The sequence below is a fragment of the Candidatus Dependentiae bacterium genome, assembly GCA_040878395.1.
Taxonomy (GTDB): domain Bacteria; phylum Babelota; class Babeliae; order Babelales; family Vermiphilaceae; genus JAKBEL01.
Window position 1 is genome coordinate 47,957 of the sequence record JBBDMI010000006.1, and the last position, 24,391, is coordinate 72,347.

Below are 24,391 nucleotides of genomic sequence, written 5' to 3' on the forward strand. Positions count from 1 at the left end.
TGGAAGGTTATAAATAAATGGATTCTTTAATAAAATTTTTTATTTGGACTAATATATGTTTCATTGGGCAGCATGCGTTATACAGTGAAAGTAATGTATATAAAGCATTCTTAGCTAATCCTTATCAGCAACCACAATATCATCGCAATGGATACAACAATAAACATAAGAACATTAAAAAATACAACTCACTCGTCAATAATTATACCGCAGAAAGTTACAACCATCTCTCTCAAACTGAAGTTCATCTGGCAAAACATTTTCATGATAAATTACATTGGCAATTGCAAGATCCTCTTGTATCCGATATGTGCCATCGTCTTATCGAACAAGAACTGCGAGAACAGCAAAAAGGAAAATATACGCTTTTACATGCACAACCATGGGAACTAAACCTACTTGAAGATATATATACCACTCTATGGCAAGAGTTACATAATAAAACCTTTAGCAAATACATATTTGCACGATTTAGAAGTCTCTCATTAACAGAAAATGATTTAAAAAAACACATTCATATGCGCAGCCAACTTTCATCCCAAGGACAAAATACCGGGTACAGTACAGCAGGAAAATTTGCTTTATGTGCAAACTTTGGGCTGTTTTGCAATGAAGGCTCCACAAACTCATTTAGTTATTTTAAAAATAATAGTTCAATGGGTATCCCTCATTATTTAAATCTAAAGCACATCTTCAGTAAGCTAAATCTTAAAAAATATTATACTATGTTCCAGAAAGAACTAGACTATTTGAAACAAGAACATAAAAATCTGACTTCATACGGTCACATATTAATGTTCTCCTTGACTCCGGATCTCCTTAAAAAAATAGTTTACCCATCAACAGGAGGTTTTTACAACGCTTCCTATAATTACATTAACAATACACCTAATGTAGCTAACATCCAAGACCTATTAGATACGTTCAGAAAAAAACCTTGGGATATATATACAGAAGGTTACCATTTTTGCATTATTTTGAGCAAAGATTGTGGGCTAATCCCAGGAAATGGCCTTGATATATATGAATTTAATGCAATAGACAAAGCAAAACTGCAAGCTTTTGAAAATAAGAAAAAAGCACTCATGGACAAAATTCTACTCAAAATCAATTTTGATCTATCACAAGAACCATCAAAAGCACAAAAAAAACAGCAAGCAATCATTGCAAAAGCCCATCTATGGAAGAAACATGGCTGCCTAATATCGCAAAACAATCTTTGGAATCAATACTTACAACAACAAGTAGGTCAATTTTTAAATTAAAGATCCTGAGAGGGCACACCAAAAAGCCCTCTCACTCAACTACATTTGTCAAAAAATAAAAATAATGATACTCTAATTTACGTATGTATTTATATTTTTAACCCTCTTAACATCCCTTTCTTAAGGTATTGACCTATTCAGGTCAATGGAGCTCAAAACAAATGTCAAAAGAACTTATACGTCCGGAACAATTTGCAAAAGTTAATGTGATTGCAGAAGATCTTTCATTAGAAATATCACCGGAAATGCAAAAAGAGATTGCTCAATTCTATGACGGCATTCTTGAAAATATGTCCCCGGGCAAACTTGTAGTTGGTAAAGTCATCTCAGTAACCCCAGACGGTGTCTTAGTTGATATTAACTACAAATCTGAAGGCCTTATCTCACGTTATGAATTCGGTCCTCATGAACTGAAAGAACTTAAAGCTGGCGATGAAATTGAAGTCATCCTAGACGAACTTGAAAGTATCGACGGCAACGTTGTCCTTTCTTATGAAAAAGCCAAAGCGCTCAAAGCTTGGTCTGAAATCATTAAATTGTTCGAAGAAGAAAAACCGGTTCAAGGTCTTGTTACTCATAAAGTCAAAGGTGGCTTGAGTGTAGACATCGGTATTCCGGCCTTCCTACCCGGATCACAAATCGACTTACAACGTGTAACTGATTTTGATCAATATGTTGGCCAAAACATTACTGCTAATATCATTAAAGTAAATCAAAAACGTGGGAATGTAATTATTTCCCGTCGTAAGCATCTTTCTGAGCAACGATCTGAAGCTCGTAAGAAAATACTTGATACTCTTTCTGAAGGTCAAACCATTCAAGGTATCGTTAAAAATATCACCAATTATGGTGTATTCATCGATATCGGTGGTGTAGACGGCTTACTTCATATCACTGACATGACTTGGGGTCGCATTTCACATCCAAGTGAATTGGTAAGAATCGGCGATCAAATTACAACTAAAGTATTATCATTCGATAAAGACAACGAAAAAATTTCTCTTGGCTTGAAACAATTAAGCGACAATCCATGGGAAGAAATGGGCGACAGTCTCAAAGAAGGCGCTAAAATCAAAGGTAAAGTTTCTAGCATTACCGATTATGGCCTTTTTGTTGAAATCGCTAAAGGCATTGAAGGCCTTGTCCATATTTCTGAAATTTCATGGACCGATCGCATTGCAGATCTACGTGATAAGTTCAGAGTTGGTGACGAAGTTGAAGTGCTTGTGGTTTCACTTGATAAAGAAAACCGCCGTATGTCATTAAGTATTAAACAACTTGCAAAAAATCCATGGGAAGCTATTGCTGAACAGTTCAAAGTTGGTAACACAATTAAAGGAACTATTAGCAACATCACTGATTTTGGTATCTTTGTACAGCTCATACCTGGTATTGACGGATTAGTACATATTTCTGACCTTTCATGGACTGAACATATTGAACATCCCGGCGATATCTACAAAAGAGGCAGTGAAGTTGAAGCTGTAATTCTTGGTGTTGATAAAGATAGCAAAAAAGTATCTCTTGGTATCAAACAGCTTGCTGACGATCCTTGGAAATTGATCGAAGAGCAATACCCTGTTGGTAAAATCATCGATGGCGAAATTTCAAAAATTACCAATTTTGGTGCTTTTGTTAAATTGCCAAGTGGCATCGAAGGCTTAGTACATATTTCTGAATATGCTGACCGTGGTGTTGACAAACTTGAAGAGATTCTAAAAGTTGGTGAAAAACATCAATACCGTGTAGTTAATGTAAATAAAGATGAGCACAAGCTTGGCTTAAGCCCAAAACTTGAAGCTGACACCAAAGCTGCGCCTGCTGCAAGAGCTCCTAGACAAAAAGTCGCTAAAAAGACTCCTAAAGCTGCACCTGCTGTATCAAAAACAAAGAGCCAATTCCAAATCGCTCTTGAAGAACATGCTGCACGTAAAGACGATAAAGAGGATAAATAATAATGGAACGTACATTAGCAATTATTAAACCTGATGCAGTAAGCAAAAAGATTGCCGGTAAAATTATTAACATGATTGAAGAGAATGGTTTTAATATTTTGCGTATGCAAAAGCTTAGAATGGCTCCTGATCACGGAAAAGAATTTTACGCTGTACATAAAGAACGTCCATTTTTTAATGAATTAGTTGAGTTTATTACATCAGGCCCTGTCATTGTTATGGCACTCGAAAAAGAGAATGCAATCAAAGCATGGCGTGATTTAATGGGTGCAACTAATCCTGCAGAAGCTGCTGAAGGAACTATTCGTAAATTATTTGCTGAAAGTATCGGCAAAAATGCTGCGCATGGCTCTGATGCACCAGAAACTGCAGCACAAGAATTGCGCTTCTTTTTCAATGATCTATAATTGAGATCATAATAGATAGTAAATAAAAAAAGGGTAGGAACAATAATGTTCCTACCCTTTTTACTGTAGTCTCATTTAACATATTAGGATACTGTAACATGCAAACTATTAAAGCAATACTATTATCATTTACTTTAGCTGCCTCTACCACTCAAGCTCAAAGTTGTACATTACATAAAACTGACAGCAACAATACAAAAACCGCAGTAAAAACAGCTCCATCCATTGAACAAACTTTTGCTATGATCAAACCGGAAGCAGTCGCAAAAGGCGATGCAGGCCAGATCATTTCATTAATTGAAAAAAATGGCTTTAACATTGTTCGCATGGAAAAACGTACGTTCACTAAAAAGCAGGCTGAAGATTTTTATACTGAGCACAAAGGACGCCCTTTTTATAACGATTTAGTCGATTATATCAGCTCAGGACCTGTCATAGCTTTAATGCTTGAAAAAGAAAATGCGATTACCGATTGGCGTACATTACTTGGTGCAACCGATCCTGTACAAGCGAATATGGGTACCATACGCAAAATGTTTGCTGAAAATAAAAGTCAAAATGCTGCACATGGCTCTGATTCTCCGGAAGCTGCAAAACGTGAACTTGCATTCTTTTTTAAAAACGAGAATTAATCGATGAAAAACTATTTTTTTTGTTTGATATTTTTTTGCATGAATGCATATAGTGCAGATAATGAACAACAAGCATTAAAAGAATTAAATGCAATGCTTGACCAATATGGCATTCCATTACGTGTTGATGAAAACAAAAACCTTCTGCAATTAGATCCTACTTGTTCGCCACCACCAATTAAAACTAAAAAAGACACACAAAAGACAAGACGCTGGTATGAGTACGGAACGCCTCCAGTTACTTATAAAGAAAATCCAATTTTTTTAAAAGATCATTCAGGCACAAAAAAAAGTAAACAAACAAAACTTACAGCAAAAGCACGACGTCTAAAAAACAGATCGGTTTCCTATGTTATCGCTCATAAAATTGAACAACCTACATCTGATATGGAAGAAACTCATACAGTTATTGAAATGAGTCAAGAAGAACAATCATTGGTCAGTAAGATTGAAAATGAACCTCATGATTCAAACTGGTCTCCAGTTATTAGTAGACTGCTTAGGCTCATAGGATATTAAAAAAAGAGCGAGAGTCTTTTCTCGCCCTTTTTTTATAACTTCAATTTAGTAACTCACTTTTCATAATTAAATAATCATGAATAAATCATTAAAACTTTGTAATCCACACACCATACATACCGGCAGCAATACTCACTACATTCGCTAATGTAAGAAACATAATCAATTTCGCACGATCAACATGTGAAAATATTTTTTGTACAATTAAAACTTCAACAAATACACTTGTCACAACGCCAACTAAATAGGTCAAGATAAATGTTAATAGCGCAGGCAAATGTATCAAAGCTGCAGTTGCATCCACACCAAAGACAGTAACACTACTCATAAAGATTGAAACCGCATTCATGAATAACGTAACACCTAAAATTTTAATCAATGATTCACGATGCGATAACAACAAATACATGATTAACAGCTCTGCTAAAAATCCGGCAATAATAAGATACCAACTTATAGCCTCAACATCAGCCAAATGAGCTGTTTGTAAAGGAACCGCCGCACATAGTGCACCTACATGTACACACAAAGCATAAAAAACTACCAATATATTCATTAAACCATCTCCCGGCTAATTATTGACCACATCTACTTTTAAAACATCTCATATATCTTGTTTTTTGTAACATCGATTTAAACGCATCATCAAATGCCCATTCGAATAAGCAACGATTACATTCTTGATCATGTAAATATTCTGAAGCACATGGGCCTTGTATTGGATATCCCAACTGGAACCAATCTTTTATACCACCAGGATAATCAACAACATGTTCAAAACCCATACAGCGCAATAAAATATAGGCCTTTTCACCCGCATCACATGCATCTAATGCACAATAAACAACTATATCAGTTGAACGATCCCAATCTTGCATTTCATAAATTAACTTATCCAAAGGAACATTGATAGATCCTGCAATATGACAATCCTGATACCATTTTTCTGAAAGAACATTGATCACAAGAAGATCTTGTGATGCTGCCATTTTTGCTTTTAAATCATCGGCTGAAATTTCCGGAATACAGCCAAAATCTTGTTGTACAATCTCTTGCACCTCGTTGGTATCCAAATGATAAATATCATCAATAACATCTTCTAGAACTTGGAATAATGCCGGACTTAATGTTTTACACTCTTTTGTAATAATATGAATAGGAACAATTAATAGGCAGATAAGAAAAAACTGTAGCATTTTCATGTTTTCTCCTTTTAATGAATATACTACAATCAAGGTAACAAGAACGAAAAAAGAAAGCCAAGCATTTAGACTTTCTTTTTATTTATTTTATTCTGAAATTGTCGAAGGACGTCTCTCTTTAGCCGCTTCATCCAAAATACCATTCACAAATTTATAGGCATCTTTTTCTGAAAAACATTTTGCTAATTCAACCGCTTCATTAATAATAATATTCAATGGAACATCTGAATGCTCTATTTCATACATAGCATAACGTAAAATCAATTTAGTACACAAACCGACACGATCAAATCGCCAATTTTGTAAAAATGGCTTAATCGCCATATCAAGTTCATCTGTATGATTAATAATTTCTTGAGCAGTTTTGAATGCTTCACTATCAAACGGAATCTCTATAGCGAAACCATGAGTAATATTTTCTGCGATTGACTCTAATGAATCTTCATATGAATGACCTTCAGCCGCATAAAGCAAATGAAATATTAATGAACGAATTTCTCGACGAGATAAGTCGCTATACATCAATACTTCTGTATCCGACAAAAAATCATCGCCCCTAATTCCTGAACTCATAAATGTTATCCCTAACTTTTTTTTACCCGTTCAATATATTTTGCATCACGCGTATCAACTTTAATAGTCTCACCCTCGTTAACAAAAAGAGGAACCTGTATCACAAGACCGGTTTCTAAAGTCGCCGGCTTTGTTGCACCACCCTGAGCTGTATCACCACGTACTCCCGGAGGAGTCTCTGTTATTTCAAGCTCCATGAATAAAGGAGGAGTTGTGCCAATCGGTTTATCGTTGAAATTTAAAATGGTATAGACTTCTTGTTCTTTTAGATAATCAAGAACTTCTTCAATTTGATTTTTATTTAATTCAACTTGCTCATATGATTCTTGATCCATAAAATTATATAAACCATTATCTTCATAAAGATATTGCATTTGACGATACTCTAAATCAGGTGCTGGAAATTTTTCTCCTGATCTGAACGTTTCTTCATGCATTAAGCCGGTAATCATGTTTTTCATCTTTGTACGGACAAATGCACCGCCTTTTCCCGGTTTGACATGCTGATAGTCAAGCACCATGAACGGTTCGTTTCGGAATAATATTTTACAACCTTTACGAAAATCTGAAGTAGCTATCACAGACATACCTTTTAATAATGCGGTTTATAGGACCTTTTAAGTATAAAAAAGCTATACAAAAATTGCAATGCAATCCGGCTAAATAAAAGGAATTTTTCAACATTTTTCATAAATATAGACTTGAATCAATCTAATATGTTATTATTTTGATAATATCATATCTGTAAATTAATTCTTTTAAGGAGAATTAGTATGTTTGTTTTATATTTTTTCTTACTTTTTTTACCTGCTCTTAGTTTTGGTGATAATACCTCATCATCGCCTGAAAAAAACATATCACAAAGCAATCTCAAAGATCCTGCAGGAGAGTTTTTATCTGAACAAAGATTTAACGCCGAAAGACGCAAAACCAGCAATGTAATTAATCCACATAACTGTTTTGAAAAAACAGCCTCATTACACATGCTTGCTCGATTGGAAAGACGACAGCCAACCTTGGTCAAATAAAACCTTATTTGACCCTTTACAAAATGCCCTATACAATAAAAATATGACCATAAACAAAGGGTATTGAATGAAAAATATACATAAAGCAGATCCTATCATCAGCCAACTGATCACCGCTGAACAAAACCGACTTGAACAAGAACTTAATCTCATTGCATCAGAAAATTACACTTCCCCTGCTGTTTTACAGGCTACCGGCTCAGTATTAACCAATAAATATGCTGAAGGATATCCGGGCCAACGTTATTATGCCGGATGCCAGGTAATTGATCAAGTTGAGAATATAGCTATTGAACGCGCAAAAAAACTGTTTAATGCTGAGCATGCAAATGTACAACCTCACGCAGGTTCACAAGCAAATATGGCAGTTTACTTTGCGTTACTACAACCGGGTGATACTATTTTAGGCATGAGTTTAGCCGAAGGCGGACATCTTACTCATGGACATAAAGTAAATTTTTCAGGCCAATTTTACAAAAGCGTTCAATACAAAGTCAATCCGCAAACTGAACAACTTGATTATGATGAGATTGAACAATTAGCCCTTGAACACAAACCTAAACTTATCATTTGTGGTGCATCAGCCTACTCCCGCATTATAGACTTTGAGCGCTTAAGTATCATTGCAAAAAAAGTTAATGCATACCTACATGCCGATATTGCACACATTGCCGGATTAATTGCAGCAAACTTGCATCCTAATCCATTTCCTCATGCAGATGTTGTCACTACAACAACACATAAAACATTACGCGGCCCGCGCGGTGGCATGATCTTGTGCAAAAAAGAACTGGCACAAAAAATAGACAAAGCAATTATGCCCGGGACACAAGGCGGTCCATTTATGCATATTATTGCTGCAAAAGCGGTTGCATTTGCCCAAGCATCTACCCCTGAATTTGTTAATTATCAAAAACAGGTAATTAAAAATGCCCAAGCGATGGCAAAACAGCTGACTGAATTTGGTATGCGCATCGTTTCAGGTGGCACTGACAACCATCTGTTTATTGTCGATGTACGATCAAAAAACATCAATGGTTTGCAAGCAGAGCAAGCATTACAAAAAATTGGTATAACTATTAGCCGTAGCTGTATTCCATTTGATCCTGAAAAGCCATGGATAACCAGCGGCATTCGCATTGGAACACCGGCAGTTACCACACGCGGCATGAAAGAATTGGAAATGGCCGACATTGCACATTACATTAATCAAGCTCTTACTCATCACGAAAATGAAGATAAGCTTGCACAAATAAAAGAGCGTGTTACCACATTATGCAACACGTATCCTATTTACCGACAAACAAATATGGTCAATGATACTGTATGTGAACAGCTTAATGCTTAACCGGCCGCTTTAGTATGTTGCCCTTGAGAAGCAAGATTTTTTTGCAAAAGAATGGATTCACCCAATGAATGCGGTGTAATTTTTGTTTTATTAAATCCATTCTTTTGGAACAAATGCAATGATGGCTTATTGTTTGCATCAACGCGAGCCTCTATTAATGTACAACCTGATGCTATCATTCTGTTTAATGCAACTTCTAATAAACGTTGTCCGTTGCCTGCATTCCTATTTGATTCATCTACACGTATTAAATCAATATTGGCAACTTTAGTCACGGTTTCTTCATCTGTTTTTTTTACCCGAGTCGCATATATTTTGAACTGTATTTCACCAATCTTCACTCCATTTTCATCTCTTAAGTAAAAAACATAAAAATCCATAGTGCGTGGAATTTTACTCACTTTACCTTCAATTAATGCTTCAGCATACATGAATCCATTCATTAAACTTAAAATAAATAAAGCATAACATCCATTTTTCATCTTACCCCTCCATAATTAAACAACCTTCATTACCACAATGATACTATAATTCACATTGAAATATAAACAATATTATTAAAAACTATATAGAATACTCATTGACGTAGTATTTTTTACATATACTACTATTTAATATATAAAATCATGCAATTTTTTTGAAAATTAATGAATACAAAAAACATTATTTGCTCATCTCAAAAAAATCTCACGTTGCAAAAACATGTGATGATTAAAGATACTCCACTTCTATTAGATCCAATGCATCCACCAGTTAATACGTATCGAAAGACTAGAAAGTCGCTTGGAAAAAGAACATTTTACAGATATGAATCGCATATCCCACACCAAATGAAAATACCCAATAAAATGGGACTATGTAGCGATATTCAATATGTGAAGGAAAAGTGCTCAAGCCAGACAATAAACAGATTAAGATAACAAATAAAGCTGTATATTTTTTGTCACGCCATAATAAAAACAAACCTATATAACCAACTATCAAATATAGCCTCATATAAAGCTGTCGTAACAAAAAACGTATTGCCGAACCAAATGAACTGAATGCGCAAACCAATTTTTGCTTAATACCAACACAATGCGCATAAGGCGATTGTGCATAAAAAATCCATTGCAAACCGGGCAATAAAACATCCGGTAAACGATACAATAATGTTTTTAAATAATGCAATGGCTCTTCGCGTACATTTTGTTTGAATTCTTGCATTGCAACTTCGTCAAATTCCGGTGTACCATATTGCAATCCATATTTTGTGCCAATAAAATCACGCACATACTCATCATTTAATGCATGGCCCCATTTGTTTGGAATTTCGCCCAATCCCTCCAGCATGCTTTGCCCTGCCGGACTGACAACATACCGATTATAATTATCCATATTGAATTTCATAAAAGGAACCCAAAACAAACCGCAACAAGTAATCCAAGTGGAAACAAGAACATACAGTATGTTATCTTTATATTGAGGTTTTTTATACAGGACAATTAATAAAAAAAATGTTGCTAATATAACTGATAGAAACAGAGTTGGCCGCATCCATAAACAGATAATGAAAAACAATAGACAAGAAAAAAATCCAACTTTTGAAATAGCATTACGTAGATAAGACAACATGCCATATACCAGCATCAACAAACCATAATAAGCCCACACATCACGAACCGGCATAAGATTATATGCAATGAGAGGAAAAAACAGCAATTGAGCAATACCACACAAAAATGCTACACCTCTATTACCGAATAATAAAAGAGCAACTTGATAGTAAAATAACATCAATAATGAAAAGATAATAATCTGCATTATTTGTATATCAAAGAATTTAAACGAATGAGTAATTTTCCATAGAAATCCTAACAACACACCATAACCGACAGTATCATTGATGGGAAAAGAAGCTGTCGGTTCCTCAAAATCAAGCTTGTTAATTTGATCAAAATCAATAAGCGTATTCTTTTCTTGCATTTCTTCTTTTATATGAGCTGATAATGCAGGATTTAATTTCACCGAAGCATAGTTAATGAGATTATAGCCAACTTGCCCATGTACTTGTGTTATTGCAAAATAAACATGAGGATTATATATAAACAAAAATATAACATTAACAATTAAAGATAACCCTACAAGCGATAAAGCATATGTATTAAATAATGTAGACTTCATAATAATTTACTTTTTATTCAAGGTTATCTTGTTCACCTAAAGATTCAACTAACTCAGATATTTCCAATAAAATATCACGAATATGAACTCTTTGAGATGATGAAACATAACCGTTCTCTTTACTCCTATCGACTACATCGAGATCTGTTCGACCAAAGAGTGGATTTTCATAAATTTCAACACCTTGAGCCTCCATTGTCTCAAGCATCGCTAGCAAATCATCCATCGGATTCATTATAGACATATAAATTAACAATAAAAAAATATACCTCATATATATTCCTTTTCATTTTTTTGCATTTCAATCATCATAAACCAACCAATTCTATTCCATCCTAACAAGCAGGCAGCACAATAAGCTAACCAACGAAATACACCTAATTTATAAAACAATAAATCATGATTAGTGGCAGGAGCTTTTAACAATTGTAACGTTACCGGATACTTTTTGAGCATTTTCTTTATCTCTTTTGATGTATATGCCTTTGTTCCCGGACTTTCTTGATGATCAAATAAAATATCATCCCATTTGGCAAAAGGCCTACCTTTAAATAATCCTGCCAAAAGATAACGATAAAAAGCAAACAATGAATGTTTATTATATATCATCAATTTAATAGTGCCACCAGGCCTGGTTACACGAATTATTTCTGATAAACATTGCTCCATATCAGGTGAATGATGAATAACACCCCAAGAGTAGGTTAAATCAAACCGATTATCTTGATAGGGAATATGCTCGGCATCGGCAACTTTAACTTCTTTTGCTGATAATCCAAAAAGAGATAAACGTTTTTGCGTATTATAAATTGCCTCTTGTGTTAAATCAATACCATGTGCAACTGCACCTGATCTAACCCATTGCGTAAAATCAGTTCCCGCACCAATACCAACTTCCAACATCTCTTTGCCATGCCAGCGAGGAAATTGTGCAAATGAAAAAATTTCCGGCTCAATAGTATAACGATGCTGTTCAATTTCTTGGAAATAAGCTAACGTATATTTTTCTTTTAAAATATACTCAGTCCCACAACTAGCCTTATTCCAATAGGCTTTCACTTGACTTTTTAATTGCTCATCTTTCATTATTCTAATTCCTTTTTTATGCCTATAAACATTTGTTGTGCTATGCTATTTTACATACATAATCAAAGGATGTTATATGCATTTCACTAAACCAATCTTTTCTGGAGCATACCATATTCTTCAGGAAGTAAAAAAATATCGCCCTATCATTATGCAATTTTTTGTTTTTTCATTTGGCACACTGTTCACTCGTGGCATCTCGCTCATCTTCGCTCCCATCACTATGCATATGCTATCACCAACAGATTATGGTTTACTTGCACTAGCAAATAGTTTTATCAGCATATTATCAGCTTGTTTAGGCCTTGGTTTACGCCAAGCATTACCCTTATTTTACTTTGAATACAATCGACAACAAAAAATTGATTTGATTCATGACATTATATCTTTATATACGTTCATTTCGGTAACTATTGTATGCATCATACTCTGGCAACTTAACTTTGTAAATCAACTCATCTTTGCAAATGAATCCTCACATACATTGCTTATATTAAGCCTATTTATCTCTTTTATATATTTTTTTGTTGAGCTTTTTTATCAACTATTACAATATCGACAAAAAGCCTGGCTGCTGACTAAAATACAATCTTTAATTGCATTGCTCATAATTGTATGCAATCTTTTTTTTCTTTGTATTATGCAATGGGGATTAATAAGCATTTTATTAGGTCAAGCAATTGGTATGACCTGCGTAATAGCAATTGCTATCAGAACATATTATAAGTACCACATATATATGCCAATAAATGCAAAACGAACTATATATACAATGAACTCATACATTTGGTATGGATTACCATTTATTCCCAGCATGTTATTTGGCACCTTATTAGCATCGGGAGATCGATGGGTTTTGGCACATCTTTCATCTATGCATAATGTCGGCATTTACTCATTAGCAAACACATTAACACAACTAATTAATATGATACTTTTATATGCTATTACCGGATCGTATATGCCACACCTACTTAATACATTTCACACACAAAAAAACCGAATCTTTGCTATTGAACAAGAAAATAAAAAGATCATGTGGTTTTGTATGTGTGCAAGTTTTTTAATCCTTTCTATTGGATTTGGCTGTACTAAATCCATTTTATACTGGTTAATACCGCTCAAATTTCATGAAGCGATTAATTATATGGGTCTTTTATTAATCGGATCTGTTTTTTATTTAGGAACTCATTTTTTAAACTGCTTAATACAGTATCATAAAAAAAGTCGTTTTTTAGGCTTCGTACTTATACTGCCTGCAAGTTTAAATATTGTGCTTAACATATTACTTGTTCCTTACTTTTCTATCTATGGATGCGTGATTGCCACATTAATTTCATATGTTATGTATTTTCTTATCACACTACTATACAACAAAAAACTATGCCTTTACTCAAATTTAACTATGCATAAATAGGGCTGTTTACATCAAGATTCATTCGGTTCATACTCAAAGAAAATGAGGTAGTAATACGAGTAAAGAATTATACTCATCAATTAACATTGAAGGATCTGGTATGAAATCTCACCATTACCTTTTATTCATCCATGCTCTTATGATATACGGTAACATTTTATGTTCTCACACCGCTCCTAATAAACCAAAAGTACCGCCTTTACCAATACCCCTCAAGTAACTTCTGATTATATAGAACAACATTACGGAAAACCAAATTCACCACATTTACCCTTAACTCCCAGAACTTCTGCACATATCATTCTCAAACAACTGCTTGAAGCCTTTAGTTAAAATAATTGAGACAAGGCTCGCACAAAATCATTAACATCGCCTGATTTGAAAAGCAATGCCTCTTTAGGGCGCCAACATACATCAGTAGTCACTACCGGTTTACCACACCACAAGGCCTCTTCAATGCTGACACTTGCACCATCACTCAATGTAGGGCGCACAAAAACATCCACTTTTTTCAGTAATGGCCAGAGCTCTTTTTGTCCGGATAAAATATAGATATGATTTTGTAATTCAAGCTGCTCAATCCGCTGCATACATTGCGCAAAATAATCTTTATCACCCATTTGACCCAAAACAAAAATCAAACCGACATGCATATCTTTTTTACGCAATTGAGAAAGTGCATCAATAGACTGATCAAAACCGTATAAATCTTTTCCATCAATAAGTGATAACGCAAAAGCATTACCCAACAACAGATGGTCATGTTCTGCAATAAAATTGAATATCTCTTTGGGATAGGTCTGTATAATAGCTTTTTCTCGTTTCTCATCGGGAGGTAAAAATGCAGATTCAATAGTAGTTATTCGTGCAGGCATAATACTACTTTGCTGATAACTTTGTGCAGTGCGCGAACCAATATATATATGTTTTTGTATATACGGCATTAATCGGTTTAAACTGTCTTTCCAATCTTTTGACTGTTTATACAGATATCGACAGTCATGCTCAATCAATACAACATCAAAGGTTAATATTTTTTTCAACCACACAATAAAACGTAATTCACGCAATCCATTGCTTAAATACAATGTATGCAAATGCAATTCATGCGGTTTATATTTCATTAAAAAATAAAAGAGATGCAACAAATAAACATAAAAAAAACGATAGCGAAACTCTCGACAGGTATTGAAATGTATCACATGATTTGCCTGCTTTTTAAGTTTTGCAATTACACGTTGCACATGAACTGAAACACCGCCCAAGGGCGGTGGTGTTGGCCCCAAAACTGCAATTCGTCTGTTACATATATCATCTGTATACTGATGTTTTAATACATTCATTTACAAAATCTCTCAACATGCGATTTCCAAGTGAAGTTTTGTATCACTTGCTGCTGCAATCTATTGCCAATTTCATTTCTTTGCGCCAATTGCATATTGACAACATGCTCAATTGCATGGACAAAACCATCTATATCATCAGGAGCAATCAACAAATGATCCTTCTTTTGTTCATACAACAATTCTGCTAATTGCTCAATATCAGATGCAATTATCGGTTTTGCCATCGCCATATATTCAAAAAGTTTTGTTGGTGAACCAAAAAATCGAGTGCCGTCACGATTACTTTGTGTTGGGCATAAAAATGCATCACAGGAACTTAAATATGCCGGCACCTGTTCACTATTAATCATGCCGACGAATGTTACATTATCAAGCACATTTTCATACTTGAGCATTGTATATAATGTTTTTCTTAATAATCCGTCACCAATTAATAAAAAATGCACATTCTTATTTTTTCTGACAACACGTGGAATAATATCACCTAATAACTCAACCCCATGCCACGGACCAAAAGTACCTGAAAATCCAAATACACATCGATCTTGTATGTTTAAACTTTTGCGCAATGCCATACGTTCATCATGTAATATATGTGGATTAAATTGGTTAATATCAACACCGTTAGGATTAACTTTTATTTTTTGTTCATCAATTCCACGATCTATCAACTGCTCTTTGAGTACCTGAGAAACAACTATTATAGTATCGGCATGATTTAAATTAAATTTTTCAACTTTTTCAATCAACCATGATAAATGCAGCTTACGCCCTTTTGACCAATGCTTATCTACCCAAACTTCTGATCCATTAAATTCTAAGAACAAGGGAATATTAAATGAAGCACTTAACCATACGCCAACACAATTGAGCATACTATAACGCTGATAAATAAGATTAACATTGTTCTTTTTGATAATTTTTATTGATTTCAAATAAAAGATGATATTTGAAATGAGCGCATTTAATTTAAAACCAAACGGCTTTAGCCATGCTGGCATATGCAATAACGTTACATTCTGTATCGCATGCTGCAGCAATTTATGCATCGCAGAACTTACAATAAACAGGTCATGTCCAAGTTGATTCAAGCCATTGATAACACCCAACGTATGCGCAACTGAACCGCCACCAATAAGATCTTTTGTGCCAAGATCGGTGCGAAGATATATTATGCGTTTTTTTTTATTTTGCATATACACTCTCTTAACTATAATATCTTAAGTGTCACACGCCAAAACATTTTGCACCGCCCATAAATGATACGAATAGTCCACCGATGCATCATTTCTGTTTTGTTGATGCATTTTTTTTATTGTATTCAAATCAAGAATATCTTGCCAATCACCTTGCTTAATTGATAATAAATCACCAAAATAATCATTAAATTGCTTACCTTGTTTGAACCAACGAGTTGTGGGTGCAGCAAATCCCATTTTTTTGCGATAAATTACATCATGAGGCAAAATAGTCTCTGCAGCTTTTTTGAGAATATATTTAGTTACCCCATTATGATATTTAAACTTTTGAGGCATGCTCAATGCAAATTCTACCAATGCATGATCAAGAAACGGCACTCGCGCTTCAACTGAAGCTGCCATGCTCATTTTATCAACGCGCATTAAAAGCAGTTCGGGCAGCCGATGTTTCAATTCCAAATAACCCATTTGTGTCAGAATATCTGCGTTTTTCACTTCTTTGCGTAATTGATTACGATACCAATCTGCCATTGCATAACTATCGGTTAAATGCATCTGAGGAAAAAACATCTGCATAATCTCATTTGCCGGTGTATTTGATGTAATATGCAACTCTGTTTGTTTTACATATTCATTAAACACTACCGCACCACTATAAAAAAGTTCTTTATTATGTGCCCAATTATTGAGAATATCGAGTTTACCAAATTTAGTAGGAAATATTTTTTGTGCCCCATAGAACATTCCCTTTTTTGCAACATCAGGAATAATTTTTTGTGTAGCATACCACCACCGATATGTATCAACATATTGCGCATATTGATTATAACCACAAAAAAGTTCATCTGAACCTTCACCAACCTGCACAACAGTGACATTATGTTGCTTTGCTAATTTTGAAACAAAATGAATAGGTACACAAACGCAATCGCCAAGTGGCTCATCTTGGTGATATACCATCTGCTGAAAAAAATTAAATGCATCTGATTCATTAATAATAATTTCATGATGATCTGTATTATATAACTTTGCAATCTTGCGTGCCCATTTGAGTTCATTATATTCAGGACCATCTGAAAACGCCACGGTAAATGTTTTCACATTATCAGTAAGCTCTGACATCAATGCAACATTCAAACTCGAATCAATACCACCGGATAAAAACACTCCAAACGGCACATCTGACATCATTCTTTTTTTTATTGAACGGCGCAAAAGTGATCGAATACGCTCAATATAATACTCTTCATTCAGATTAGATGCATGCACTACTAACCGTTTTGCTAAATCATACCATTGCGTAACATGCATTTTTTTTTGTGTATCAATTTTAATATAAAAGCCGGCCGGTATTTTATAGACATCTTGCCACATCGTCATAGGTGCAGGGGTGGCAAGATAAGTGAGGTAGTGATATACACTTTCTTTATTTATTTTTTTTTGTATCCAAGGCAGTTGCCATAATGCTTTGATTTCTGATGCAAAACTGACCATATTATCTTTAAAAGAAAAATACAACGGCTTAACACCAATCCGATCACGCACTAAAAAAAGTTCATTCGTTTTGAAATCATATAAACTGAATGCAAACATGCCATGTAATTTATTGAGCAATATATCAATGCCCCATTGCTTATAGCCATGCAAAATAACTTCTGAATCGGAATGAGACACAAAAATATGACCTAATGATGTTAACTCTTGCTTCAACTCTTTATAATTGTAAATTTCACCATTAACACAAATAATAACCTGCTTGTCTTTATCGATCATTGGTTGAGCTGCAGCATCTGATAAATCAATAATACTTAATCGGCGATGTATAAGCGCGAGTTGATGATCATTATCTGACCAAATGCGAAAACCGTCCGGTCCGCGATGCACTAATGCTTGCTGCATGTTATGTAACCAAGATTGATTAATTTCAAATTTATTGTTTTTAAGATTAAAATAACCTGCAAATCCGCACATGCTTCATTTTTCCTTTTATATCAAATTCGATTTTACAAACGCTCTTTTAAGATATCCATAATATTCCTTCGTATAAAATCATATCTTTCATTTTTTGAGGAATTCGATGCAAATCTACAACATCAATTGTATAAACAATATTACTTTCAGCTAACATAGATTTCGCTTCATTAATTGCATACAAAGGAATTTTATCTCCGGTGTCGACAGCAACATCAATATCAGAAAAAGTACTATGCGTTCCTCGAACACGTGAACCAAATAGATATATTTTTGCCTGAGGAAATAAAAGTTTTAATAAACCAATTATTTTATCTTTGTCTTCGGTTGAAATACCATGATCAATCTGATTATTTTTCATTACTTTTTCTCACTATGCACACGCTTTAATTCAAATAACGCTTTGAGCATCTTCATGCCACCACCCATAATATCAAGTTTGCTTCCGGCCTTATCATACCAAACGGTTGGAATTTCACCAATCTTGAAACCATGTTTTTTGGCAAGATATAACAGCTCAACATCAAATGCCCATTGCCCTTCTTGCATATCATTGATAACAGCTTCAATAACCGAACGCTTGAACAACTTTGCACCACATTGATAATCAACGTGCTTAATTCCAAAAAGCATGCGAACTAAATTATTATAGACAAGTTTGCGGCCCCATTCCTTTACCCATGGACGTGGCGCATCGATTTTTGATTCAGACATATAGCGACTTGCAATCAGACCATCATAACCACTCATTTTTTCATACAGTTCATAAAAATATTGTGGTTCAGTTGCCATATCAGCATCAACAAAACCGATAAAACTATTATCACGTGTTAATGCATCGACAAATCCTGCAATGATAGCAATACCTTTTCCGGCTTGCTTTAAATCCAATAGACGAATTTCATCACCTAAATCTTGTTGTATTTTTTGCACAACTTCAAAAGTATTGTCCACACATCCGTTGAGAACAACCAGCAGTTCGAAATCAACAATTTCTTGCTGTTTTAGTGTATTAAAAAATTGATAATAGGCAGATAATGTTTTCCCGATACGCTTTTCTTCATTATATGCAGGTATGATGATACTTATTTTATCCATGTTATAACTCTAATTGAATGTTTACTGTTTTTACTGAGCATAGCATGAATAACAAAACTATAAAAAAATTCAAAAGAAATTTAATTATTAATTACTTAAAAGCATATCTTTTAAACAGTCAACAACCTCATCCATAAGCTGAATCCAATTGTTCGGTTCTTTTTGCCTAAACAATCGCATACTCGGATACCAAGGAGAATCTGATCGATTTTGCAACCAACGCCAATCGGCCGAATAGGGCAGCAATGTCCAAACCGGCAGATACATGGCACCTGCAACATGCACAATAGAAGTATCAGCTGAAATAATCAAATCCATCTCTTTCATGACAGAAACAGTATCCATAAATGGACCATGATCTACATCTAAACCTTCAATCACCTTAAACGGACAATGCGCATCATATTTATTTAATAACTCTTGGCCATCGCCTTTTTGCAAGCTATACACACTCACGCCTGCAATACGAGTTAACGGTTCAAACACTTCGAGCGGAATACAACGTTGCACATACTTATTCTGCTGTAGATTCGACTTGTTTGAATACCAACAAATACCGACTTTAAAATTTGTATCGTTTTTTAATTGTTCATGCCAATGCCGATCTAATGTTGGATCGGAAAAAAGATACGGCATCGGATTTGGAATTGTCTCAACAGATGTTTTGAAAATACGAGGCAAACTGAACATCGGGACACAAACAGCTCCACTATATATAGGATCTTGCATGGTAATGACTTGATCGATATAAGGACATAATGAAAACAGTTTTTGCAATGAACTATGCGTTTGTACCACAATTTTTTTTGCACCGGCTTTTTTAACGTCATGTACATATCGTAAACATTGGATATTATCACCCATGCCCCATTCACTCAGAAGCACCACCTCTTTATCTTCAAAAGAGCGTGGCGTCAACTCAAATAACTTATATTTTTTGTGAATACGCTCAACAGAACCATATCGCCATTCAAAAAAATGAAGCCCTTTTTCATAGTGCCCCAATGTAAGTAATGCTTTTGCGCAACCAAACAAAGCATTTTCATGTTTTGGATCACATTCCAATGCTTTTTTATACCAATGCACTGCCTGATCACACAAACTCAATTGCAATAAAATATAGGCGATATTATAATTTGCATGCACATTTTTTGGATCATGCACAACTGCTTGCGCATAATATGGTAATGCGCGCTCAAAATCATCCTGCTTAATGTACGCAAAACCTTGACAGGTCAAATTGGCTATATCAATTGATGCACACACAAAAGAAAAACTGCATAACAATAAAAATATATATTTCATAAACTCATGCTTCTTTTTGTGCACACAAAAGAACATCATCAAACAACTCTTTCCAGCGGTGCATCATATCTTTTTTATGCTCTGAGGCAAAAGCTTTTATCTTTTTGCGCATGCTGAAATAATCAGTGTTTTCAATTTTATGCTGCAAGTCTTGCCATGAATCATAATACACAATTAACTCTTTATGATCTTTGCAATACCACTCATTGAATTCAAACGTACGGTTTTCCAGCATACTACTCATTACCGGATGAATCGGCGCACCTTCATCTTCAAGTTGTTTTAAAAAACTGATTGAAGGAACAAAATGTACTAATCCACGATGAAAATCTTCAAACAAACATAAATTTGACCATTGATACGGCCAATACATAATACCTTTAAAATCTGCTATATCATTGGTACCATTATAACGACCGGAATATGTTTTAATATTATTTTTTGTGCATTGCTCATTAATGTAATGCATTTGCTGTTCGTTTAAGCGTGGATATAAAAACACCGTACTTTCTTTATCAACGTGAGCAGGCACCGACCATTTTGGATCTCGATAGCGATTAGTACCCTCTACGACACCAATCGGCTTAATGGTACGCAATCCAATATCCACTCCTTTTTGCAATGCATGGTACCATTCGTATGGTGTATACGAAACTACAAACACATTGTTTTTTTTTGTTGCTGTACGAAAGAGTTCATAATATGTTTCATCAGGAAAATCTAACGGCTTATGTGAAGGTGAAAAGAAAAAATCAAATCGATTACACACCCAAATAATTAATGGCTTTTTCCAATTATCATTTTGTAAAAAAATACGACTTAATGGTGCTGTATCGGAAGTAATAATTGCATCAAACTGATCAAAGTAATCTTTATGTTTTTCCCAAACACGCTGTGCACGTTCAGCGGTTATGTTATACACATACAACCCCGCATTTTGTCCTTCAAAATGTTCCAGCGGTTTGTCAAAAATAAACCATGGTGTTACATCAATATCAAGATCTTTTGCAACACGATCAACCTCTAAAATACATCCTTTATGAAAACCAATATGCAAATATTTAAGTTTGCGTTCTTTTTTAGTTTCAACCGAACGCTTTGTTAATTGTTGTTGTCCTTGTTGCATATACCACGGAGTAATCGACATCAATCCAAAATGCATGCATAACAAACTAACTATTAATTGCTTTCTCATTCTTTTTCATCCTTTTGTTATTTTATTAATGCTCTAAACAATCCAAATCTAAATCCTGCAATAACCATAAACCCATTGCTTTACGCTGAACACGTGTTTCTTTTTCTGCAGTTTTTTCCTCAATCAATACAACCGGATGAGACAAATTAAATGGTGATTTTGTCAGATCATAAGGCATATGATGACCAGTGTGTTTTTCCTGATTCAATTCAGTATCCAAATGAGTCGACATTAATAGAAATTGTGAACCACTTGCTTTCATATTGCGCAATAAATTACATGCATCAGCATAATTTAAATGTGCCAATACATCACGACATATTATCATATCCGCTTGAGGTAGCGGATCTTTGGTACTGTCTAAGCATAAAAAGTGATGATTCTCATCTGTAAAATGTTCACGATTTTTTGCGATCATTTCTGGAACAATATCCACACCTAAATAATGACACTTTTTCAAATCAACTGTTTGCATCCAATAATAATCACCGCAACCAATATCCAAAATCGTATCTATTTTTAATGTATCACATAATGTAGCAAGTTCATTACGGACTATTTCAGTTGAAGACAAACTTGAACCTTGACCGGAACGAGATTTGTCACCTAACCAATAATTGGTATGATAAATTTCAGCAAAAACATCGGTCATATTTTTATGCGCAAAATCTTGAGTCATTTGATAACGATCCGGTGGTGTCACCATGTGCGACATATGCACATTGCATAATTCTTGATCAGTTTTACTTTTGATCGGAGCAACATAGGTATTTGTTTGTTTTTCAAATGCTGTATTGCGGCCTACCGTTACCAATCCAAATGCCTGACTTGAAATGAATAATATTATGAATATTTTTTTTTGCATGATTTCATCCTTTTTATATGTATACATATCTTTATTCGAACATTTTTCGCATTTTTCTAATAGTTTTTTACGTTAATACACCTAGCTTTTTCTTCCTTTTGTCATTCCTGCGAAGGCAGGAATCTATAATTATTATGGATTCCTGTCTTCACAGGAATGACAAAATAAAACCTATTTAATAACCTTTTTCACCTTCGAAGGCAACTCAAAAACCTGATCATACTCGAGCCATATCATCTAAACTTAAGCTTTTTCATAGCAAGTGCACACATCCCAAGCAAAATCCACAAACAGTAAAATTTACGGATTTGCGTTGTACCATAGGTACGATCTTTATAATGCACCGGCATATCAACAATTTTTAAATTCAATTTAGCAGCACCAAAAAGCAGATCAAAATCACCAAAAGGATCAAAGTTGCCAAAAAATGAACGATTACGCGCAATCAATTGATAATCCTCTTTCCACAATACTTTTGTACCACATAATGTGTCTTTTACTCTTTGGCCCAATAACCATGAAAAAAGACGACCAAAAAAGTAATTTGCAAAAAAACCTAATAAACGCATTGCACCGGTTTCCATGTTGTATACCAAACGAGAACCATTAATGCATTCACCTTTATTTTCAATCAATGCATAATAAAATTTGGGAATTTCTTCCGGTGGAGCGGTTAAATCGGCATCTAAAATCATAACAATATCACCAATAGCATAATCAAAACCCAAACGAACAGCATCGCCTTTGCCTTTGCCCTTTTGCACATGAATAGAAATTGATCTATCCGGATATTTTTTTGCAACACGCTTCATTTCATCCAATGTACCATCAACTGAGTTGCCATCTACAAAAATTAATTCCGTAAACTTTCCCATTTGTGGCGTACGTTTTACCGCAGCTTCGATATTACCTTTTTCATTCTTACACGGAATCACCACAGAAACGGTATAATCCTGCGCATCACGCTTAATGAACATCGGACGTGCAACAATTGATTGATGCAAACATAAACGATTTATGCCAGGAATATGTTTTATGAAAGCGTTAAACAGTGTAGAAATTAACGGGATATATACCGGCAACAACATAAAATGTGATTGGTGTACAACTTGATAATTTGAAAGATAAAGAACATGTGCAATATCTTCTTGTGTGAGCCAATTTTTGAATTCTGTTTTTCGACGCAATCCGATCTTTTGTGTTAAACGTAAAATAGGTTCCCAAATAGATGAATATGAATCAATAACAATGCGTGTGCCCGCATGACAAAAAGGTTTTAATGATTCAAATAACGCCTGAATATCATACGTATCCATAGTAATTGATGAAAGCATAATATAATCAAATGGCTCTTTTTCATCTAAATCTGCAATGGTACCGGTATAAAAATGATGGCGAGAATAAGTTTCCTTAGCTTCTTGAATCACCATAGGATCCACATCAACACCAACGCCATAACTTGGTTTTACCGCATCGAGTAAATAACCATTTTTGCATTGCAATGCCAAAACACGCATTCCCTCAGGAATAGTAAACCGATAGAATTTTTTCAATCTATGATGATAATAATGATTTTTTTCAAGCCAATACGAAAACGGTTTATAATCTTCAGGTATTTTTTTTAGCGCTCGTTGTTTAGGCACATCTTGATTCAACGAACCTTGGCTCAACGAATCTTGATTCAGCGGATCGTGATTCAGCGGATCGTGATCAAAATGATGTAACTGATCTTTTATAGGCTCTTTTTTTGTTTTTTGCTTTTCTTGAATTCCCATTACATTCATAACCTTTATGTTTTGCACATACTACACTCTCGG

Annotated in this window: 25 protein-coding genes; 8 read left to right on the plus strand and 17 right to left on the minus strand. The window is 34.6% G+C overall.

Annotated features, from left to right (window positions below):
- Positions 1–17: 17 nt before the first annotated feature.
- The 5 genes from WD055_02375 to WD055_02395 all read left to right on the plus strand — a co-directional run bounded on the left by WD055_02375 (position 18) and on the right by WD055_02395 (position 4,778).
- Positions 18–1,265: a hypothetical protein gene (locus WD055_02375; GenBank protein MEX0849049.1), complete on the plus strand. Its 1,248-nt coding sequence runs from the start codon at positions 18–20 to the stop codon at positions 1,263–1,265.
- 161 nt (positions 1,266–1,426) lie between these two features.
- Entirely contained in the window at positions 1,427–3,220 is a 1,794-nt protein-coding gene (locus tag WD055_02380; GenBank protein ID MEX0849050.1) for a 30S ribosomal protein S1, read from the plus strand.
- A gap of 2 nt (positions 3,221–3,222) precedes the next feature.
- Positions 3,223–3,627: a nucleoside-diphosphate kinase gene (gene ndk, locus WD055_02385; protein MEX0849051.1), complete on the plus strand. Its 405-nt coding sequence runs from the start codon at positions 3,223–3,225 to the stop codon at positions 3,625–3,627.
- Between the two features lie 98 nt (positions 3,628–3,725).
- On the plus strand, positions 3,726–4,259 hold the full coding sequence (gene ndk / locus WD055_02390) for a nucleoside-diphosphate kinase (protein MEX0849052.1): 534 nt from the start codon (positions 3,726–3,728) through the stop codon (positions 4,257–4,259).
- Between the two features lie 3 nt (positions 4,260–4,262).
- Positions 4,263–4,778 carry a hypothetical protein gene (locus WD055_02395; protein ID MEX0849053.1) on the plus strand — a complete coding sequence of 172 codons (516 nt, stop codon included), beginning with the start codon at positions 4,263–4,265 and terminating at the stop codon, positions 4,776–4,778.
- An 88-nt stretch (positions 4,779–4,866) separates the two neighbouring features.
- Here the strand turns inward: WD055_02395 and WD055_02400 are convergent, their stop codons facing one another.
- The 4 genes from WD055_02400 to efp form a co-directional block, all read right to left on the minus strand.
- Positions 4,867–5,334 (minus strand): hypothetical protein, encoded by a 468-nt coding sequence (locus tag WD055_02400; GenBank protein ID MEX0849054.1) that lies wholly within the window; start codon positions 5,332–5,334, stop codon positions 4,867–4,869.
- Positions 5,335–5,353: 19 nt separating this feature from the next.
- Positions 5,354–5,980, minus strand: a complete 627-nt coding sequence (locus tag WD055_02405) for a rhodanese-like domain-containing protein (protein MEX0849055.1) — start codon at positions 5,978–5,980, stop codon at positions 5,354–5,356.
- An 87-nt stretch (positions 5,981–6,067) separates the two neighbouring features.
- Complete coding sequence (gene nusB, locus WD055_02410; protein MEX0849056.1) at positions 6,068–6,553, minus strand: transcription antitermination factor NusB; 486 nt, start codon at positions 6,551–6,553, stop codon at positions 6,068–6,070.
- A gap of 11 nt (positions 6,554–6,564) precedes the next feature.
- The gene (gene efp, locus WD055_02415; protein ID MEX0849057.1) at positions 6,565–7,134 is read right to left on the minus strand and encodes an elongation factor P; all 570 of its coding nucleotides are present in this window, start codon (positions 7,132–7,134) and stop codon (positions 6,565–6,567) included.
- A 192-nt stretch (positions 7,135–7,326) separates the two neighbouring features.
- Here efp and WD055_02420 point away from each other — a divergent pair, with 192 nt between their 5' ends.
- Positions 7,327–7,581, plus strand: a complete 255-nt coding sequence (locus tag WD055_02420; protein MEX0849058.1) for a hypothetical protein — start codon at positions 7,327–7,329, stop codon at positions 7,579–7,581.
- A gap of 67 nt (positions 7,582–7,648) precedes the next feature.
- Positions 7,649–8,929, plus strand: coding sequence for a serine hydroxymethyltransferase (gene glyA, locus WD055_02425; GenBank protein MEX0849059.1), 1,281 nt, complete (start codon positions 7,649–7,651; stop codon positions 8,927–8,929).
- On the opposite strand, the gene WD055_02430 is transcribed toward glyA, so the two are convergent.
- From WD055_02430 to WD055_02445, 4 genes are all read right to left on the minus strand, one after another.
- Complete coding sequence (locus WD055_02430; GenBank protein MEX0849060.1) at positions 8,926–9,411, minus strand: GNAT family N-acetyltransferase; 486 nt, start codon at positions 9,409–9,411, stop codon at positions 8,926–8,928. The two genes, glyA and WD055_02430, sit on opposite strands and share 4 nt — an antisense overlap.
- A gap of 289 nt (positions 9,412–9,700) precedes the next feature.
- Positions 9,701–11,092 carry a hypothetical protein gene (locus tag WD055_02435; GenBank protein ID MEX0849061.1) on the minus strand — a complete coding sequence of 464 codons (1,392 nt, stop codon included), beginning with the start codon at positions 11,090–11,092 and terminating at the stop codon, positions 9,701–9,703.
- Between the two features lie 13 nt (positions 11,093–11,105).
- Positions 11,106–11,318: a hypothetical protein gene (locus WD055_02440; GenBank protein MEX0849062.1), complete on the minus strand. Its 213-nt coding sequence runs from the start codon at positions 11,316–11,318 to the stop codon at positions 11,106–11,108.
- A 44-nt stretch (positions 11,319–11,362) separates the two neighbouring features.
- Positions 11,363–12,178 carry a methyltransferase domain-containing protein gene (locus tag WD055_02445; GenBank protein MEX0849063.1) on the minus strand — a complete coding sequence of 272 codons (816 nt, stop codon included), beginning with the start codon at positions 12,176–12,178 and terminating at the stop codon, positions 11,363–11,365.
- Between the two features lie 76 nt (positions 12,179–12,254).
- Here WD055_02445 and WD055_02450 point away from each other — a divergent pair, with 76 nt between their 5' ends.
- A complete protein-coding gene (locus WD055_02450; protein MEX0849064.1) occupies positions 12,255–13,595 on the plus strand; it encodes an oligosaccharide flippase family protein in 1,341 nt (446 codons plus the stop codon).
- Positions 13,596–13,924: 329 nt separating this feature from the next.
- Here WD055_02450 and WD055_02455 read toward each other — a convergent pair whose 3' ends face one another.
- The 9 genes from WD055_02455 to WD055_02495 all read right to left on the minus strand — a co-directional run bounded on the left by WD055_02455 (position 13,925) and on the right by WD055_02495 (position 24,376).
- A complete protein-coding gene (locus WD055_02455) occupies positions 13,925–14,938 on the minus strand; it encodes a glycosyltransferase family 4 protein (GenBank protein MEX0849065.1) in 1,014 nt (337 codons plus the stop codon).
- On the minus strand, positions 14,935–16,137 hold the full coding sequence (locus WD055_02460) for a glycosyltransferase family 4 protein (protein ID MEX0849066.1): 1,203 nt from the start codon (positions 16,135–16,137) through the stop codon (positions 14,935–14,937). The genes WD055_02455 and WD055_02460 overlap by 4 nt, the downstream gene beginning before the upstream one ends.
- 24 nt (positions 16,138–16,161) lie before the next feature.
- Positions 16,162–18,111, minus strand: coding sequence for an asparagine synthase (glutamine-hydrolyzing) (gene asnB, locus WD055_02465; protein MEX0849067.1), 1,950 nt, complete (start codon positions 18,109–18,111; stop codon positions 16,162–16,164).
- Positions 18,112–18,157: 46 nt separating this feature from the next.
- Positions 18,158–18,472, minus strand: coding sequence for a nucleotidyltransferase domain-containing protein (locus WD055_02470; GenBank protein MEX0849068.1), 315 nt, complete (start codon positions 18,470–18,472; stop codon positions 18,158–18,160).
- Positions 18,472–19,209 (minus strand): glycosyltransferase, encoded by a 738-nt coding sequence (locus WD055_02475; GenBank protein ID MEX0849069.1) that lies wholly within the window; start codon positions 19,207–19,209, stop codon positions 18,472–18,474. The genes WD055_02470 and WD055_02475 overlap by 1 nt, the downstream gene beginning before the upstream one ends.
- An 87-nt stretch (positions 19,210–19,296) precedes the next feature.
- On the minus strand, positions 19,297–20,514 hold the full coding sequence (locus WD055_02480; GenBank protein ID MEX0849070.1) for a tetratricopeptide repeat-containing glycosyltransferase family protein: 1,218 nt from the start codon (positions 20,512–20,514) through the stop codon (positions 19,297–19,299).
- Between the two features lie 4 nt (positions 20,515–20,518).
- Entirely contained in the window at positions 20,519–21,709 is a 1,191-nt protein-coding gene (locus WD055_02485) for a hypothetical protein (protein ID MEX0849071.1), read from the minus strand.
- A gap of 25 nt (positions 21,710–21,734) precedes the next feature.
- Positions 21,735–22,574, minus strand: a complete 840-nt coding sequence (locus WD055_02490) for a class I SAM-dependent methyltransferase (protein MEX0849072.1) — start codon at positions 22,572–22,574, stop codon at positions 21,735–21,737.
- Positions 22,575–22,807: 233 nt separating this feature from the next.
- Positions 22,808–24,376, minus strand: a complete 1,569-nt coding sequence (locus WD055_02495; GenBank protein ID MEX0849073.1) for a glycosyltransferase — start codon at positions 24,374–24,376, stop codon at positions 22,808–22,810.
- Positions 24,377–24,391 lie beyond the last annotated feature (15 nt).